This window comes from Algisphaera agarilytica (assembly GCF_014207595.1).
Classification (GTDB): domain Bacteria; phylum Planctomycetota; class Phycisphaerae; order Phycisphaerales; family Phycisphaeraceae; genus Algisphaera; species Algisphaera agarilytica.
On the sequence record NZ_JACHGY010000001.1, the window covers coordinates 556042 to 572193 of the forward strand.

The 16152-nt window shown below is 64.9% G+C and carries 10 protein-coding genes; 6 read left to right on the forward strand and 4 right to left on the reverse strand.

Going from position 1 to position 16152, the window contains the following annotated elements; all coding sequences use genetic code 11:
* Positions 1-208: 208 nt before the first annotated feature.
* The 4 genes from HNQ40_RS02415 to HNQ40_RS02430 all read right to left on the reverse strand — a co-directional run bounded on the left by HNQ40_RS02415 (position 209) and on the right by HNQ40_RS02430 (position 5170).
* Positions 209-865, reverse strand: coding sequence for a thioredoxin family protein (locus HNQ40_RS02415; RefSeq protein ID WP_221435344.1), 657 nt, complete (start codon positions 863-865; stop codon positions 209-211).
* A 274-nt stretch (positions 866-1139) separates the two neighbouring features.
* The gene (locus HNQ40_RS02420; protein ID WP_184676029.1) at positions 1140-1706 is read right to left on the reverse strand and encodes a 3-isopropylmalate dehydratase; all 567 of its coding nucleotides are present in this window, start codon (positions 1704-1706) and stop codon (positions 1140-1142) included.
* Positions 1707-1854: 148 nt separating this feature from the next.
* Positions 1855-2889 (reverse strand): glycoside hydrolase family protein, encoded by a 1035-nt coding sequence (locus HNQ40_RS02425; protein ID WP_184676031.1) that lies wholly within the window; start codon positions 2887-2889, stop codon positions 1855-1857.
* 70 nt (positions 2890-2959) lie between these two features.
* The gene (locus tag HNQ40_RS02430) at positions 2960-5170 is read right to left on the reverse strand and encodes a hypothetical protein (RefSeq protein ID WP_184676033.1); all 2211 of its coding nucleotides are present in this window, start codon (positions 5168-5170) and stop codon (positions 2960-2962) included.
* A 105-nt stretch (positions 5171-5275) separates the two neighbouring features.
* Here HNQ40_RS02430 and HNQ40_RS02435 point away from each other — a divergent pair, with 105 nt between their 5' ends.
* The 6 genes from HNQ40_RS02435 to HNQ40_RS02460 all read left to right on the forward strand — a co-directional run bounded on the left by HNQ40_RS02435 (position 5276) and on the right by HNQ40_RS02460 (position 16148).
* Positions 5276-6712 carry a tetratricopeptide repeat protein gene (locus tag HNQ40_RS02435; RefSeq protein ID WP_184676034.1) on the forward strand — a complete coding sequence of 479 codons (1437 nt, stop codon included), beginning with the start codon at positions 5276-5278 and terminating at the stop codon, positions 6710-6712.
* Between the two features lie 48 nt (positions 6713-6760).
* Complete coding sequence (gene serS / locus HNQ40_RS02440) at positions 6761-8167, forward strand: serine--tRNA ligase (RefSeq protein ID WP_184676035.1); 1407 nt, start codon at positions 6761-6763, stop codon at positions 8165-8167.
* Positions 8168-8317: 150 nt separating this feature from the next.
* Positions 8318-9796, forward strand: coding sequence for a bifunctional folylpolyglutamate synthase/dihydrofolate synthase (locus tag HNQ40_RS02445; protein ID WP_184676037.1), 1479 nt, complete (start codon positions 8318-8320; stop codon positions 9794-9796).
* Positions 9797-10165: 369 nt separating this feature from the next.
* Positions 10166-11689, forward strand: a complete 1524-nt coding sequence (locus HNQ40_RS02450) for a flagellin (RefSeq protein ID WP_184676038.1) — start codon at positions 10166-10168, stop codon at positions 11687-11689.
* A 148-nt stretch (positions 11690-11837) separates the two neighbouring features.
* A complete protein-coding gene (locus tag HNQ40_RS02455; RefSeq protein WP_184676040.1) occupies positions 11838-14564 on the forward strand; it encodes a hypothetical protein in 2727 nt (908 codons plus the stop codon).
* 72 nt (positions 14565-14636) lie between these two features.
* Entirely contained in the window at positions 14637-16148 is a 1512-nt protein-coding gene (locus tag HNQ40_RS02460; RefSeq protein WP_184676041.1) for a hypothetical protein, read from the forward strand.
* The last annotated feature ends 4 nt before the right edge of the window (positions 16149-16152 follow it).

Here is a 16152-nt window from a genome sequence, read left to right on the forward strand (position 1 = left end):
CGACAGGAGAAACCCGGAATCGCCCGAGAAGACGCGGGAGTGTATCTCCCTGCCCTCGCTGCTGCAAGCGATGCAACATGATCGCAACACGGCTATTACGTCAGATTTGACGCAAGGTTCGGATTGAAATCCGACGTTTCGCGCAAAAAACAGCCCACGCTTGGAAGTGGGCCGGTGGGGTTCTCACGGAATGAGTGAGACGGCGGATTCAATCGCCGTGTTTCTGGCGGAGCCGGCCGCTCAGACGCAGCAGCAGGTGGACGCGCTCGAACTGATCGACCCAGTCCTGCACCTCGGCGTCCAGCTCCTCCTGCGGCACCGGGGCGCCAGGCAGCGGGCAGTTGGCCCCCAGGGCCTGAGCCGCCGCGATGCGGTATCGGCTGAGCAGCTTGTCGCCCGCCCAGCCCACCAGTTCGAAGTCTTCCGCGGCGAAGATCACCACGGGCACGCGGTTGCCGGCGTTGACCTTGACCTTTTCCTGGAGGTCGATGTGTTCGTCGCGGTCGACCCACTTGAGGTTGACCTTGCCGTTGGACGCCTCGGCGATCTTCTGGATCATCGGCCCCTGGCGGACACAGTCGCCGCACCAGATGCCCGAGACGACGATCACGTTGATCTCGCGGACAAACGAGCCCAGGAGCTCTTTCTGCGAATCGGTGAGCTGCACCTTGTCGTAGATAGCCTGCCATCCCTCGGTCTGCGCGGGCTTGTCGGTGTGCAGGACGTAGTCGGCGTAGACCATGCCGGCCTCGTGCTTGGCCTTGAGGTAGCTGGCGTCGGTGAGTGCCGCATCGGAAGTGGTGGCGTCTGACATTGGTGATTCCTTGGGGAGGCTGAGATTGGTCTTGGCTATGATGAAAAGCATAGCCCGATTCCCAACAGACTTATTCCTGCGATGAGATTTCTTGGGTTTCTAGCAGCTGAGCGCAACGCCAACAGCGAAGCGGGTCGGGCCCACGGTCCGCATTGATCTCTGCACCACAATGCGGGCAACTCGGTAATGTCGGATGTTCCGTTTCAGGTTCTGATTTGGGAGGAATAACCCGATCTAGTACAGGCTGTACGAATCGATCCCAAACCGACTCCATTAAAAATTCGAACAAAATAGAAAACCAGCCCCCTTGCATGCTATCTCCTGCTTAGGCCGAAGGCAGCATCCCGTTCTCGCGGGCATAGGCGAACACGCCGCCGGCCTCGATGATGGGTTTCACGTCGCCCAGCGGGTTGAGCGGATAGGTCTTGCCGCTGGTGTTGTTGGTCAGCGTGCCGGCCTCGATGTCCACAGTGCACTCGTCGCCGGTGCTGATTTCTTCGACCAGACGCTGCTGCGATTCGCAGGGCAGCAGGTACCCGCCGTTGACGCAGTTGCGGAAGAAGATGCGGGCGTAGAACTCGGCCACCACGACCTGGGCCCCGGCCTCGGCGATGGCGAGCGGCGCGTGCTCACGCGACGAGCCGCATCCGAAGTTCTTGCCGCCGATGACGATGGTGTACTCGGTCTTGAACTGGCCCTCTTCGACGAAGGGGGTGTTGCCGTCGGGCAGGCCGCGCTGGCCCTGGGGCACGCCGATGTTGGCGTACATGCCGAAGAACTTGCGTTCCTCGGGGATCGATGGGTTGTAGGCCAGGTACTCGGCCGGGATGATCTGGTCGGTGTCGATATCGTCGCCCAGGACGTAGGCTTTGCCGGTGATTTGGGTTTGCATAGTGCCAGAAGTATAGCGTCACCGGGCGGGCATCGAAATGCCGTGGTTTCACGGGGGGAGTCGCTGCCGAACAGCGTGCCGGCAGCCCCCTCACCCCCTCCCCGAGTGCCCTTCGCCAACTTAACCCTGCATCTCTCCAGCCTGTGAATCAGGCGTTCGCCTGGAGCGGGAGGATGACCGCGAAAGAGATCTCGCTGTCTTTGGGCAGCACCGCGATGATCAGTGCTTTGGGTACGCCGTCTTCGGTGTAGACCTTGGGCATGTCGGCGGTGCGTTCGCAGAGGGTGGTGCTGCCGTCGGTCCAGTAGAGCTCGCCAGCTTCCAAGACCATGAAATGTTTGGCTGGTTTCCAATCCATGCCGGTTGCGTCCGACTCGAATAGGACCGTCGTGCCGGCCGGATAGTCGCCCCAGGATTGGTAGCAGTCCTTGGCGATGCAGTAGTACTTGCCATCGACCACCACCTCGACGTGGTCGTCGATGGCAAACAACGCGGTCGGGTGGGTGATGAACGGGACGCCGGTGTCGGTAAACGGCCCGGTCGGCGAATCGCCGAGGGCAGTAACGTGGATCACCCGGCCGCCGCGGGGTTCGCCGTTGTCTTCAACGTACTTGTAGACGAGCAGGAACTTGCCGTCGGGTCGGCGGGTGGCGGTGGGCGTCGAGGTGATCAGGCGTCCGGGCTGGATGTCGATCAGCGGTGCGTCGGAACGCTCCCAGGGGCCGTTCAAGTCTTCGGCCACCGCGAGGCCGACGCGCTGGTTGTTGCGGTTGACCCACCACTGGTCTTCTTCGAACCCGGGCATGCGCGTCTCGGGGGTGTCGTCCCAGAAGCCGCTGCCGTGGTTGCCCATGTGGTAGAGGTAGTACTTGCCTTCGTGCTCGACAACGTGCGGGTTGTGCGTGCAGTCGCCGTCCCAATAGGGCTTGCCGCGCGGAGGCAGGACCAGGTTTTGGAAACGGTAAGGGCCGGCGAGATGGTCCGACACCGAGTGGGCGATCTCGGAGTGGGTGACCCACGCCATATGCCCCCGGCTCTTGGGCCAACGCGAATAGATGGCGTGGTACTTGCCGTCCCGCCCTTTCAGGATGTTCGTCCCCCAAACGTTGTAGTGCTCTTCTTCGAGGATGCCCCGCTTGTCGAACTTGTCGGGGAGAAGTGCCTGGAGATTCAAATCTTGCATAAAAGAGATCACACTTCGGGGAAAAAATCAGAAGGATGATATCTTCGAGTTTCGCTTGGCGTTCGTCTGATCACGAGGAACCCGCCGATTGAATCTTCTCGTCCAGCAGCCTGAGTTGCTGGGCCAGTTCGGGTTTGATGCCGCCGTCGTTGTTCGGGCCCAGGAGAAGACGGAGGCCGTCGCCGATCTGCTTGGCGGTTTCGATACGGCCCAGGTCGGCGGCGCGGTGGCCCGCACGGATGAAGTGGCCCATGAGCGGATCGTCGGTGGCGGCGGGGTCGATGCCCGCGGGGTTGGTCGGGTCGGCGAAGAAGGCGCGGGCGGCGGTGAACGCGCTATCGATGCGGTCGGCCTGGAGGTAGGCGGGGATCAAACCGCGGTAGAGCTGATCCCGTTGGGGGTCGGTCATCTCCGGCAGGCCGTCCTGCAGCAGGTACTCGAAGTCGATGATGGCGAGATCCGGCTCGCCCATGGCCAAGCGGTTCTCGGCCCGGGCCATGCGCAGCTCGAGGTAGGAAGCCAACGCCGGGCCCTCGGGGATGCCTTGGTCGATCGCGGCGATGAGGAAACGCTCGACCAGGGCCAGGTCTTTGTGATCGGTGGACAGACGCTGGGCGGTGAGCAGTGCATCGCGACGCGGGACCTGGGCCGCCATGGCGACCAGCGCCCGCTCCCACACCGGCAAGACCTGGGGTTGGCTGGGCGGATTGGCGGCGAGCTTGCGGAGTGTCTCGGGGTCCTGGCCACGCTCGGCGGCGGCGCGGAGCACGATCGGCTGGATGATCGGGTCCTCGACCCGCTCGGCCAGGATGGCCAACGAACGCGTTTCGGAGTTGGCCCACGCCTGCGCGGCGGCTTGGCGGATCACATCGTCGTTGTCGTCGATCCAGCCCTCGATCATCTTCCAATCTTCGTTTTCACCGACCCGGCCGAGCAGGCGGACGAGCGACGGCGTCGGGCGCTGGCCCTCTTGGAGATAGCCACGGACCCGTTGTAGTACCGCCTCGGCACGCTTGGGGGTCAGCATCTGCGCCATGCTGATCGAGGCGAGGGTCGCGCTGGCGTCCGAACGCAGGCCCGGCTCTTCGAGCAGGTCGTAGGCGGTGTTGGTGACGTTCTTGCGGGGCATACGTGCCAACAGTTGGAGGTAGGCCGAGCGGACCCGGTTGACGTGTTCTTCGTTATCGATCAGACGCTGCGCCACGATGTCGGCCGCGGGTTCGTCGGCCAGGTCACGCAGCACCTCGGCACTGCCCCACCGCACCTCGGCCGAGCTCTCGTCGTCCAGCAAATCCCGCAACGCTTCCCGTAACGGCTCCTCGAACGCCACCCCCCGCACCATCCGGGTCTGGGCCAGATCCAGTGCGAGCAGCTTGGTCGCGGTGAGCGGGCTGCCGAGCATGTAGGTCAACACGCGGGCCTGATCCTCGGCCGAGGACGCCTGATAGAGCGCCCGCTCGGCCTCGCGCAGCTTCTCGGCGAGTTGTTGGTCGGTCGCCCGGCCGGCGGCGAGCTTGCGGGCGAAATTGTCGACGAGCTGCTGCTGCCAGGACAACGCGTCGAGCTTGCGGGCCTGGTCCCACCATAGACGCCACGCCTGGCGGTCTTCGCCGAACCCGTCGATCGCGGTCAGTGAGGCCAGCGCGGTGTAAGCCGAGGCCTGGACGCCGGCGGGCTCGGTGAGTCGGGTCAGGTCGATGAGGACGCTCGCGGTGGCCTGGTCGCGTTGTTCGCCCATCGCGGCGATCGCTCGGGAACGTTCACGGGTCGGCAGCGAGGACGAGGTCGCGGCGGCATGCAGCCTTTGGAGCAGGATCGGGTCGTCGTATCGCCCCATGGCCTGGACCACGTCGGGCACGAGGGCGTCGTCCACCGAATAGAGCATCGCCAGCATCGGGCGCCACAGGCCACGCGGCGGCTCGCCGGTGTCGGTCGAGACGGCCTGGAGCACCGCTCGCCAAACCCCTTCGGGCTGCTCCCGTCCGAGGGCCGAGGCCAGGGCGCGGTCAGCGGAGAACTCGTCGATCTCGATCAGGGTTCGCGCGGCCTCGGTGCGTTCGGCCAGGCTGAGGCTGGTGCTGGTCAGGCTGCGGTAGGCGTCGCCGACCCCGGCGGGCAGTTCGCGGAGTTCGACCGCGACCGGTTCGTCGCCGATCTCCGGGGATTGGCAGCCCCACATCACTGCACCCAACGACATCACCCCCACCACGCCGACACGGGCCGAGACCCGACGCCACGCCTTGGTGGATTTTTTAGTTTTTGAGGTCGCGGGAATCATCATCGGGCGTGGCGGGTTCGTATAATCCGGGTGTGAGCCAGACGGCTCGATTGTCGATGGAATGAGTATCAGTGGTTTTAGTCTTATCGTAAGCCGCGAGCCTCTGCCATGAGCGATTGGAACGACGCCGAAGAACATGCCGAACGGGCCCAACGCTTTTATCGGGCGGGCCAGTGGGAGCAGGCGCTGCGTGAATTGCGTGAGGCCTTGGACCAGCGCCCGGACGAGGGCGAGTGGCTCTTTGGGCTGGGGCTGACCCTCGACGCGTTGCAGCGGTACGACGAGGCGGCCGAGGCCTTCGAGAAAGCCCTCCAACACCGCGGCGAGGACGTCCCGGGCCTGCTGCACCTGGGCGTGGACCTCATCCGGGCAGGCCAACCCAAACGGGCGATCAAAACCCTGGAACGCGTGAACCAGCTCGACGCCAACGCCGAGCTTGGCTATGTGCACCGGATCCTGGCATACACGCTTTTGGATCGGCACGACGACGCCGAGCTGATGTTCTACCTCGCCCGTCAGCACGCCCCGGAACCCACAAGCAGCAACCCGAGCGAGTCCGAGCCGCAAAGCGCGTCGCAGGACGACGGCCTGCCGTTCTACGACAGCGACCTCGAAACGCAGTCGATCGCCTACGACTACCTCGCACAATCGCTGCTGTCCCGCGGCGAATACGACCGCGCCGCCTGGTGCTGGCACGAGGCCCTGCAACTCGACCCGGCCCACCCGGACGCCAACCGCAGCCTCGCCATACTGCATCAGCAGCGCGGGCAGACCGAGCGGGCCCGGCTGCACTACCAACGCCAGCTTCGGCTTGACCCCGACGATGCCGACACCCTGCTCGACTTCGCCGACATGCTTTTCGAGACCGATCGCCTGGCCGAGGCCGGCGAGAAGTACCGCCGGGCATTGGAATGCGACGGCACCCTCGCCATCGCCCAGCAACGCCTGGGCGACCTGGCGCTGATCAACAGCCACTACGCCGCGGCGATCGACCGTTACGAACGCGCCCGACAACTCGACCCCGATCTGCCCGGCGTCCACCTGGGCTTGGCGACCGCGGCCCATCAGCGCGGCGACGACGAGCGTGCCCGGCTGTGGGTCGCCGAGGAACTCGAACGCGAGGGGCAGAACGCCCAGCAGGTCATCGACCTGGCGGGGCTGCTCATCGACCTGGAGATGCACCACGACGCGGTGCGGCTGCTCAACCCGTTGATCTCGGGGGCCGACCATGTGCTGCTGAGCAACAACGAGCTTTACGCCGCCGCCCTGCTATGCCGGGGTGTGGCCCGCGTGGCGATGGGCGAGTTGGCCGACGGGGCCACGGACTGCGAGCGCAGCCTGAAACTGACCCCCGACAACGTGACCGCCCGGCTCAAGCTCGCCGAGGCTCGGCTCCAAACGGGGGACCTCGAGGACGCCCGTCGCTGGCTGCGCGAAGGCCTGGCCGAATCGCCCTACCACGGCCCGATGCGGCGGCTCAACCGCAAGGTCCGTCTCGCTCAGTTCAGGCAATTTGTCCAACGCGTCTTCCGCCGCAAGGCCTAAACCGCCCCCTAATTCGACACCCACGCCCGGTCGATTACCATCCGCAACATGATCGACCTCAAAGACCTGCGTGCGAACCCCGACAAATACCGCCAAGGCGCGGCGAACAAGAACAGCCACGTCGATATCGACGGCCTGCTCTCGCTCGACGAGGAGGTCCGTGCGCTGCAGACCCAGCTCCAGCAACTGACGGCCGAGAAGAACGCGATCGGCAAGGAGATCGGGCAGATCGCCGGGCGGATGAAGAAAGCCGAGGGCGACGACAAAGCCGCGTTGCAACAACGCATGGCCGAGCTCCAGGCCCGCCCGAACGAGATCAAAGCCACCGAGGCCGAGCTCGGCGAGAAGCTCACCACCCTCGAAGGCCAACGCGAAGAGCAGTGGCTGCACATCCCCCAGCCCGCCGACGACGATGTGCCGGTTGGCAAGTCCGCCGACGACAACATCGAACTCCGCCGATGGAACCCCGAAGGCGAACTGGCCTTCGACCCCGCCAAGCCGTTTGCCGAGCAGCGCGGGTTTGAACCGAAGTCGCACATCCAACTGATCGAAGACCTCGGCCTGGTCGACTTCGAGCGCGGCGTGAAGATCGCTGGCTCACGCAGCTACGTCCTGGTCGGCGACGGCATGCGGCTACACCAAGCGGTCCTGCGTTATGCATTCGACCTCATGACCCAGATCAACGGCTTCACGCCGTTGTCCGCGTCCTGCCTCGTTCGTCATCAGACGCTGGTCGGCACGGGCTTCTTCCCCCACGGCCGCGAGCAGGTATACGATGTGGCCAACCCCACGGCCGAGGGCGGCCTGGCCCTCACCGGCACCGGCGAAGTCGGGCTCATGGCGTACCACATGGACGAGATTCTCACGCCCGAAGACCTGCCCAAAACCTATACGACCGTCAGCACCTGCTTCCGCCGCGAAGCGGGTAGTGCTGGCAAAGACACCGCCGGGCTCTACCGCATCCACCAGTTCGACAAGGTCGAACAGGTCGTGATCTGCGAAGCCGACGAACAAGTCAGCCGCGACTGGCACCAGAAGATGATTGGGTACGTCGAAGGATTCCTGCAGAGCCTGGGCCTGCCCTACCGTTTGCTGCAGTGTTGCACGGGCGACCTGGGGCCGAAGAACGCCGACATGATCGACCTGGAGTGCTGGATGCCCAGCCGGGCCGACGGCAAGACCTGCGAAGACGAAGGCGGAGCCGCAGGTTGGGGCGAGACCCACTCGGCCTCGCGTCTCTACGACTACCAGACCCGCCGGCTGAACCTGCGCTACCGCGACCCGGCCGACCCCAAGGGCAAGAAGACCCTGTTCTGCCACAGCCTCAACAACACCGTCGCCGCCAGCCCCCGCATCCTCATCCCGATCCTCGAGATGTACCAGAACGCCGACGGCAGCGTCACGATCCCCGAGGCGCTGCGTCCGTATATGAACGGCCAGGAAAAGATCGGCTGATCGATCGGCTCCCGCGAGGCTTTGTCAACAATCCATACGCCCCACCACCTGAACGTCGATCAAGCGTCGATTTTCTGTAAGTCGTTGTTTTTTATGTTTTTAGAGTTTGACATTTGACTCTTTTGACGTTTTCAATTACACTGATGGACTATGCCATCCTCCACTCAAAACACCAAACGTAAACCTAAATCGACCGCCTCGGCGGGCCGATCTCGGCGTCCCTCCGCCCGCCCCAGCAAGCCCGCGGGCACCCCCACCACCGACCCCGGCTCGATCACCAACTACACCACCGCCCTCCGCTGGCTGTACGAGCACGTCGACCACGAACGCCAACGGATGATCAAGTACGACCAGCCGACCTTCAACCTCGATCGGATGCGCAAGCTCCTACACCTGCTGGGCGATCCCCAGGACCAGTTGAAGATCGTCCACGTCGCCGGCACCAAGGGCAAGGGCTCGACCTGTGCGATGATCGCCTCGATGCTCCAGGCCTGCGGCTACACCGTCGGCAGCTACAGCAGCCCGCACCTCGTGGACCTGCGTGAACGCATCACCATCAACAACCACATGGTGTCCTACGGCGACTGTGCCGAGCTCTTCAAAACCATCGCCTCGGTCGAACACAAATTTGGCAAAACCAACCAACTGACCTTCTTCGAGATAATGACCGCCGCCGCTCTGCTGCACTTCCAGCAAGAAGCGGTTGATATCGTCGTGCTCGAAACCGGACTCGGCGGTCGGCTCGACTCGACCAACGTGGTCACCCCCCTGGTCACCGCGATCACCGGCCTCTCGCTGGACCACACCCAGCTGCTGGGCAAGTCCCTGCCCGAGATCGCCCGTGAAAAAGCCGGCATCTTCAAACCCGAGGTCCCGGCCCTGACCATCGCCCAGGAAAAAGAGGCTGACGAAACCCTCAAACAGGTCGCCGAGGAAGTCGGCACCACGCTCGAGGTCACCGGCAAGGAGCTCGACTTCTCCTACCGCTTCGAGGCCAACCGTGAACTCGGCCCGCACACCCGCGTCTGCCTGACCACCGATACCTCCAAGTTCGAACACCTGCCCGTGCCGCTCAAGGGCGAGCACCAGGCCCAGAACTGCGGCCTGGCCCTCGCGGTGCTCGACAAGCTCAAAGCCCACGGCTTCACGCTCCCGCTCAACCAGGTCATCGACGGCCTGGCCGCGACCGAACTTCCCGGCCGGATGGAAACCGTCCTCGATCAGCCCCGCGTCATCATCGACGGGGCCCACAACGGCGCGTCCATCACCGCACTGACCAAGTCGCTCGGGGCCCACGTCCAATACGATAGCCTCGTCATGATCTTCGGCTGCGGCCAGGACAAAGATATCAACGGCATGCTCAAGCAGATCGCTCTGGGTGCCGACAAGATCATCTTCACCCGCGCCAAGGCCAACCCGCGTGCCGAGGAGCCGGACGACCTGATGCGTCGGTTCAACGACCTGTCGCCGAAGATGGCCCAGACCGCGCCGAACCTCGAAGCCGCGCTCAAGCTCGCCGCCCGGGCCGTGAGCCGCGAAGACCTGATCGTGGTCACCGGCAGCTTCTACCTCGCCGGCGAAGCCCGCAAGTACTTCATCGACGCCAAAGCGAAACAAGCCAAAGGCTGACCCGCTTATCCACAACCTGCACACCTGAAAAGGCGCGATCATCGAAATGATCGTGCCTTTTTTTCTTCATCGAAATCAGACGTTCCCCCACGTTCAACGCGCGGCGTAGGTGACAGCCTGATCCGATCGCGTAACCGAGTATTCCCTTATTTCTACGATGAATTCGCGTATCTCGTTTTCTTGTTCGCCTCCCGCGTCAAACGATCTCTTGCGCCCCTAACCCACAAGGGGGGAGTTCCCTATCGCCCCGCCGTTCCGACGCGCGCGTCGTGAACGAAGCCGCCCTCGCGCGGCGGAATCTTCGCTCTTTCCCTCGCCGCGCCTTGTGCTGAATCGCATGCCTTGGACCTCAAACGAAAGGTCCAGGTTATGTCACTCACTCTTAGCAACGTTACGTCCACGCCCTACCACCAACAGCGCCTTAACCGCGAGGTGAACTCCACGATCCAGCGCCTCAACGCCGGCGTCACCGTCCGGCCCAAGGACGACCCCGCCGCGTTCATCGCCTACGAACTCAACCGCAGCCGCGAGAACCAGCTCAAGACCGCCGGCATCAACGCCGAGCGTGCACAGGCCTTCGGCCAGACGGCGATCAACGGGCTCGACCAAGTCAGCGCCGCCATCGACGAGTTGCGCAGCATTTACGCCGGCTCCCACAACTCCGCAACGCCCCAAACCCGGATCGATGAACTCCTCGCAACCATCGACGCCGTGAACGACAACACCCAGTTCAAGGGGCAACGCCTCTTCCCCGGCGGAACGATCACCGAAACCCAGGGCGCCGCCCCCGAACCCGTTCAGCAAACCGACATCCCCACCCTCGGAGGCGTTCAACTGGGCTACGCCCAGGGCGACCTCAGCTTCCGCAGCAACATCTACGACGGCGAGTTCAACCTCGGCGAGTTCGAGGTGAAAGGCACCTCCTTCACCGCCTCGGCCGACCCGGGTGCCCCCTCGATTGAATTGGGCAACCTCGGCCGAGCCGTCACCGCCACGGACGACCGCACCGGCACCGGCTACATCCTGTACTCCGAGGAATCGGTCCACACCCGCTTCGGATCGCTCCCCCACGAATACAACGCCGATCACCTGATCTCGGTCGTCTACGAGGGCGGGCAGTTCTACTTCGACGACAACCACAACCTGCGCGCCTTCACGCCGCGCGACAGCGACGTCATTATCGCCGAGGTCGATTACACCAACGACACCATCCGCGGCCTGGCCGGCGCCATCACCCCCAGCACGCCGTCGGAAACCGATGTGACCAGCAAGCGCGAGGTCTCCACCCCGAACACATTCGATTTCAACTATTCCACCGAGTCGGGGGCAACCGGCTCGCTATCGCTCTCGTCGGTTTCCGCGGCCGCGTTGGGCGATGCCGACAACTCGCTGGCGGACCTGGGTCAAGGCGGTGCGCTGGGCTTCTCGGCCAGCAACCGAACCCGCGCGTTGGAGGTGCTCCAGGCCGCGCAGCAACAGGTCGACTCGGCCAAGCAGCAGGCCCAAACATTCGTCCGCAACACCGTGGGCAGCCTCGATCTGGTCAACCAACACAACCAATCGACGCTTGCTGCCGAGCGCCAGCGCCTGGAGAACCGCGCCGGCCAGGAAGTCGCCGAGCAGGCCCGGCGTCTGCTGCTGCGATCGGCCGGGCAGAGCCTCGTCCAGGATGCTCAGCAGGCCCAAACCGACACGCTCCTTTCACTCATTGAGCAGACCGGCGGGAGTCGGGCCGGCCGCTACTCCATGGACTCGGCCCTGCGGTCGGTCCAAGGGGCCCAGCAGTCGCAACTCGCCGAAGCCCTGGGGCGTTATACCCAGGAGATGAGCCAGAACGACCCCGTCAGCCTCCAAACCGAAACTTTGGGAAACCAGCTGGATGTTCTGGGTTAAAACGGAAAGAAGCTCGCCCCCGGTCTGGTATACTCGCGGCGGTGGGTAGCGGTAATCGCTGCGGTAAACATATCGATCAGGGTGCAGGACAACTTTGAGCCTCGAGCCAAGGGTTTCCCGGCTTGCGGTGGTTGAGGAGTGCACGTAGTTGGCCACAAATCGCGGAGGAAAAAGCGGACGACCTGCGCCCACGAGCAAGACCTCGCGGAGCGATGCAACGTCCGCCGCGGATGCCGGCCAGGTGACCCGCTGGTGGATGCGTTTGTCGGGGCGCGGCCGTTGGTTGCTACTCGCGGGGGTGATTGGCACCGGCGCGGGTGCGGCGGCGGGTTGGTGGGGATGGGGCCAAGTGACCCATGAAGCCCAGGGACACGTTCGGCTGGGCTCCGCGCACAAGCTGATGGGGCTTATCTCCGAAGACGCCGATTCGGTTAGCACCGCCGGCAACCTCCGGATGGATGAAGTCGTGGAACGCGAACTCGCCGAGCTGCGGCGGCTGTCGGGCGATGGCGACCAGCCCCAGGGCTTGGCCATCACCGTCCAGCGTTCCCCCGAAGCACCGACACGGCTGGACCTTTCCGCGATCGCAGACGACCCCGACGTGGCCACGGATGCCGTGCGCGCGATCCTCGCGGCTTACCAATCGAGTACCGCGCTCGACGAAGACGCCAGCCGGGCCCAGGCTCTGGAAACTGCACTGGCCAAACTCACCGAGCGAAAGTCCCAAGCGGCGGCGGCACGAACACGTTTGGCCGAGGCCCAAGCCGCGATGCGCAGCGGCGCAGCGGATCAAACCCCATCCAACACAAGCCCGCTGAATACAGAAGACCCGGAGTGGTCCAACGCCGTGTGGGCGCAGGCTCAGGCCCAGCGAAACAGCGAACGACTTGCTCAGCGGATGGAAGAGCTGGAGCTGCTCTCAGTTCCGAGTGTCGAACAGGTCGCGGCGCTCGATCCGGAAGCCGCGGTCTGGTGGGGGCGGGTACGGGGACTCAACCAACAACTCGCCGAGGCGATCTGGCCGCCGAACCCCGCGATGGCCAAACGTTTGCAGGAACGAGTCACCCTCGAGACCAAGCTCCAATCCCGCGCGGCCGACACGCGGATCGTCCCGCTCAGCGAGACCGGGGGTGCGTTTGGCGCGGTCCGGGTCTCCCAAACCCAGGAGCTTCTCGAACAATCCGTGCAAGCCCAGCAAGCCGCGGATGAACGAGTCGCACAGCTCGAACCGCGTCTCGCGGCGTGGCAAAACCTCCAGGCCGATGTGACCCGTGCGGAGAAACTTCTGGCCGAGCAAGAGGCCGTGGTCTCACAACTCGACCCCGGCACAGGGGTCCGGCTGATCGAAGCCGGCATGACATCGCCCGATGCATCGATCTGGCGGGACACCCGGCCTTGGGCGGCAACGGCAGGCGGGCTGGCGGGAGCGCTGGTGGGTGTGTTCGGTTGCGGGCTGATGTTCCTTTTGGATAAACGCGTCCGCCGATCACGCGACGGCGGCTTGGTGGGCTCGGCGGTCCCGGTGCTCGGCGCGGTGCCGACCACCGATGACTCGAGCACCGAAGCCACCGAGCCCGGCGAGCAGCCGATGGAAGTCGCCTCGATCCAGTCGGTGCGAGCCGTGCTGGAGAGCAAGATGCGCAACGGCGGCGAGGGCCAACTTCCCGGCGGCGCGTTCGCGGTCACCGGCATCGCTGCGGGCAGCGGCGCAACGAGCGTCGCCGTCGGCTTGGCGGTGTCGATGGCGTTGTCCGGCAGCCGGGTATTGCTGATCGATCTGGCGTGGCTGCAGAAACCCGCCGGCACGGGCACCGACGAAGACGCCGCGCGTCAGGGACTCGGCGTAGACGGCGTGATCGAGGCGTTGGGCTATCTCGACGACGAAGACCGCGAAGCGATCGCGCTGGGCGACGCCAACGACCTGGGCTTCGGCGCGATCCTCACCGGCATGTCGCTGCGACGCAGCGTGGTGCAGACGCGGGTGCCGGGGCTGTCGGTGCTCAGCGCGATGGGCCAGGCCAAGACGTTGCGGGAGGAGTGGACCGGCCGGGTGTCTTCACGCTGGCTGAGCAAGCTCATGGAAGTAGCGCGACGAGGCGGGTACACCGCCACGATCCTCGACGCGGGCTCGGCAACCGGCAGCGTCGAGGGCATGCTCGGTTGCGCCGCAGCAGACGGCACTGTGGTGGTGGTCAGCGGCGGGCAGTCCCAAGCCGACTACGACAAAGCCGTGACCCGGCTGAAGCTCGTGGGCGCGACGATCCTCGGCACCGTGCTGAACCGCAGCGATGCGAAACGGATGGACCCCAACGCCAACGGTCGAATCCCGGGCCGTGCTTCGGCCGTGGGGGGAACAACGGGTTCGGGGATCTTCGCTGCGGCGATCGAAGCGCGGGCCGGCGGGCATTCCGCCGACGGCGGCTCGGGCATGGTGGCGGCTCCGCTGCCCCGGGTCGAAGACGCCCCGCCCACAGATGATTCAGCTCCCGAACAACCCGCCACCGCTCCCGCCCAAGACATCACACCTCGGCAAGAAGCTTCGGACGTTCCGCCGACCACCGCCGGGGTGGACCCCTTTGCCGAGCCGCCCGCCGAGGTTCGGCCCACTCCGGTACGCCAACCTCCCGCCAAGACGAGCCGTGATGCAGCGGTACCCGCGAAGCGTGCCCCCGAAGAACTGATCGCCGAAGCGTTTTCCACCGATCAGGACGACACCCCGCCACCAGCCGACGGCGAGACCGACAGCCCCGAAACGCCCCAACCCGAGGTCCACGTGTCGGACGACGTGATGGATCAACTCGTGGATCACGCGATCCGTTCCGCCCAGCGCCCCCGCAGCCCCCAACCCGCCCCGCCCGGAGAGTCCGGCTCCTGAAGAACCCCGCCAGCCCCTTAGAATATTGGCACCCCTGAAGTAAACCCTTCCGGCCGTCCCTACCAAGACTCCATGCTCCGTCGTATCGCTCAACTGCTCCAGCCCCCGTCGATCAGCTCACCCACGCCCGGCGATCAGCCCGCCGAGGCCGAGGCGTTCCAAGGGGTGATTGCGCCGGTCGCCGAGCGGGTGCTGGCCGCCCCCGCCGAGCGGACCCGATACGCCCAATCGCAAGCCCAGTTCCACATCTCCGGCGTCCACGACTACGAGTTCAGCACCAGCTTCCACGACGCCCGCCCCGACCGTGTTTTCGATCGCCTGCGTTGGGGTGGACAGCTGATCTTCGTCTCCACCCAGCCGCGTGAACTCGAAGAACTTTTGGGGTTCTACCGCAACAAGCCCGAGTGGCTGATCGAGCAGGAACCCGAATCGCTGGTGTGCCCGCGTCTTGATCAACTCCAGAAACTGAGCCGTCTGCCGCTTCCCGCGTCGTTGCGCCGTTTGCTACTCGAACAACACGCTCACTTTTTTGTGGTCCGCAAGGTCCTGATCGATCCGATCTCGCGTCTGACCGCGAAGCACTCGTACGACGTCCGGCTGGTGCGTGCTCAAGGGAAGGCCGACGAGCGTTACGCCACCGACGGGTTTGTCGTGCTCAAGCGGGTGCCGACCATGGAGCAGGCGATCGATCGCCTCAAACAGACTGCGCCCGGGGTGCCGCCCGAGCGCCTGGGCATCATCGCCGAGAAACTGGTTCGTAAGGTCTTCCCGATCTTCCTCACGCGTGAAGCGGCGTTCCTCAAGCTGCTGCAGCGCGACCTGCCGCCCGAGCTGAAACGCAAGACCCCGCGGGTCATGAGCATGGAGTCGGACAACCAGGGGCTGGTGCGGGCCATGTCGATGAAGTGGCTGCGTCAGGGCGGCGAGCCGATCAGCCAGACCGAGTTCGCCAAGCAGACCGCCGAGCTCTTACGGGCCCTGCACGAGCACGTGGGCATCATGCACCTGGACCTGCGCCTGGACAACCTGCTGGTCACCGGCGACGGCGTCTGCATGATCGACTTCGGCTCCTCGGTGCGCATCGGTGAAGACCTCTCCACCACCCAGATCATCGAGACCCTGGTCCACGAGATGCTCCAGTCGTCGCAGATCACCCGCGACCTCCAGCGTCAGCGTCGCAAGAAGCTCATACGCTCGGACGTGTTCGACCACCTGCCCACCCCGCCGTCGCCGGCCTTCGACCTTTTTGCCTTGGCCACCAACATGACCCGGCCGCACGACAACGCCGACTTCAAGGGCCTGGTCAACCACGACCGCGACAGCGAAGAGGGCCAGCGCTTTTCACGGTTGCGTCGACGCATCCTCAAGCCCAACCCCGACGACGTGCCGGTCCGAAGCGTCCACGACCTCTGCGTCGAACTGGGCGTGACCAGTCCCCGGCCCCGCAACAAAGACCGCCGCCCCGACGACCCGAGCCAGGTCACCCTCAAGCCGGTCATCCTCTCCGGCCCGATGATGCCCAAAGCGGGCCAGCCCCAACCGAAGGCGGACCCGGAACTCAACCCGGAAACCGATGTGGCGTGAGGCT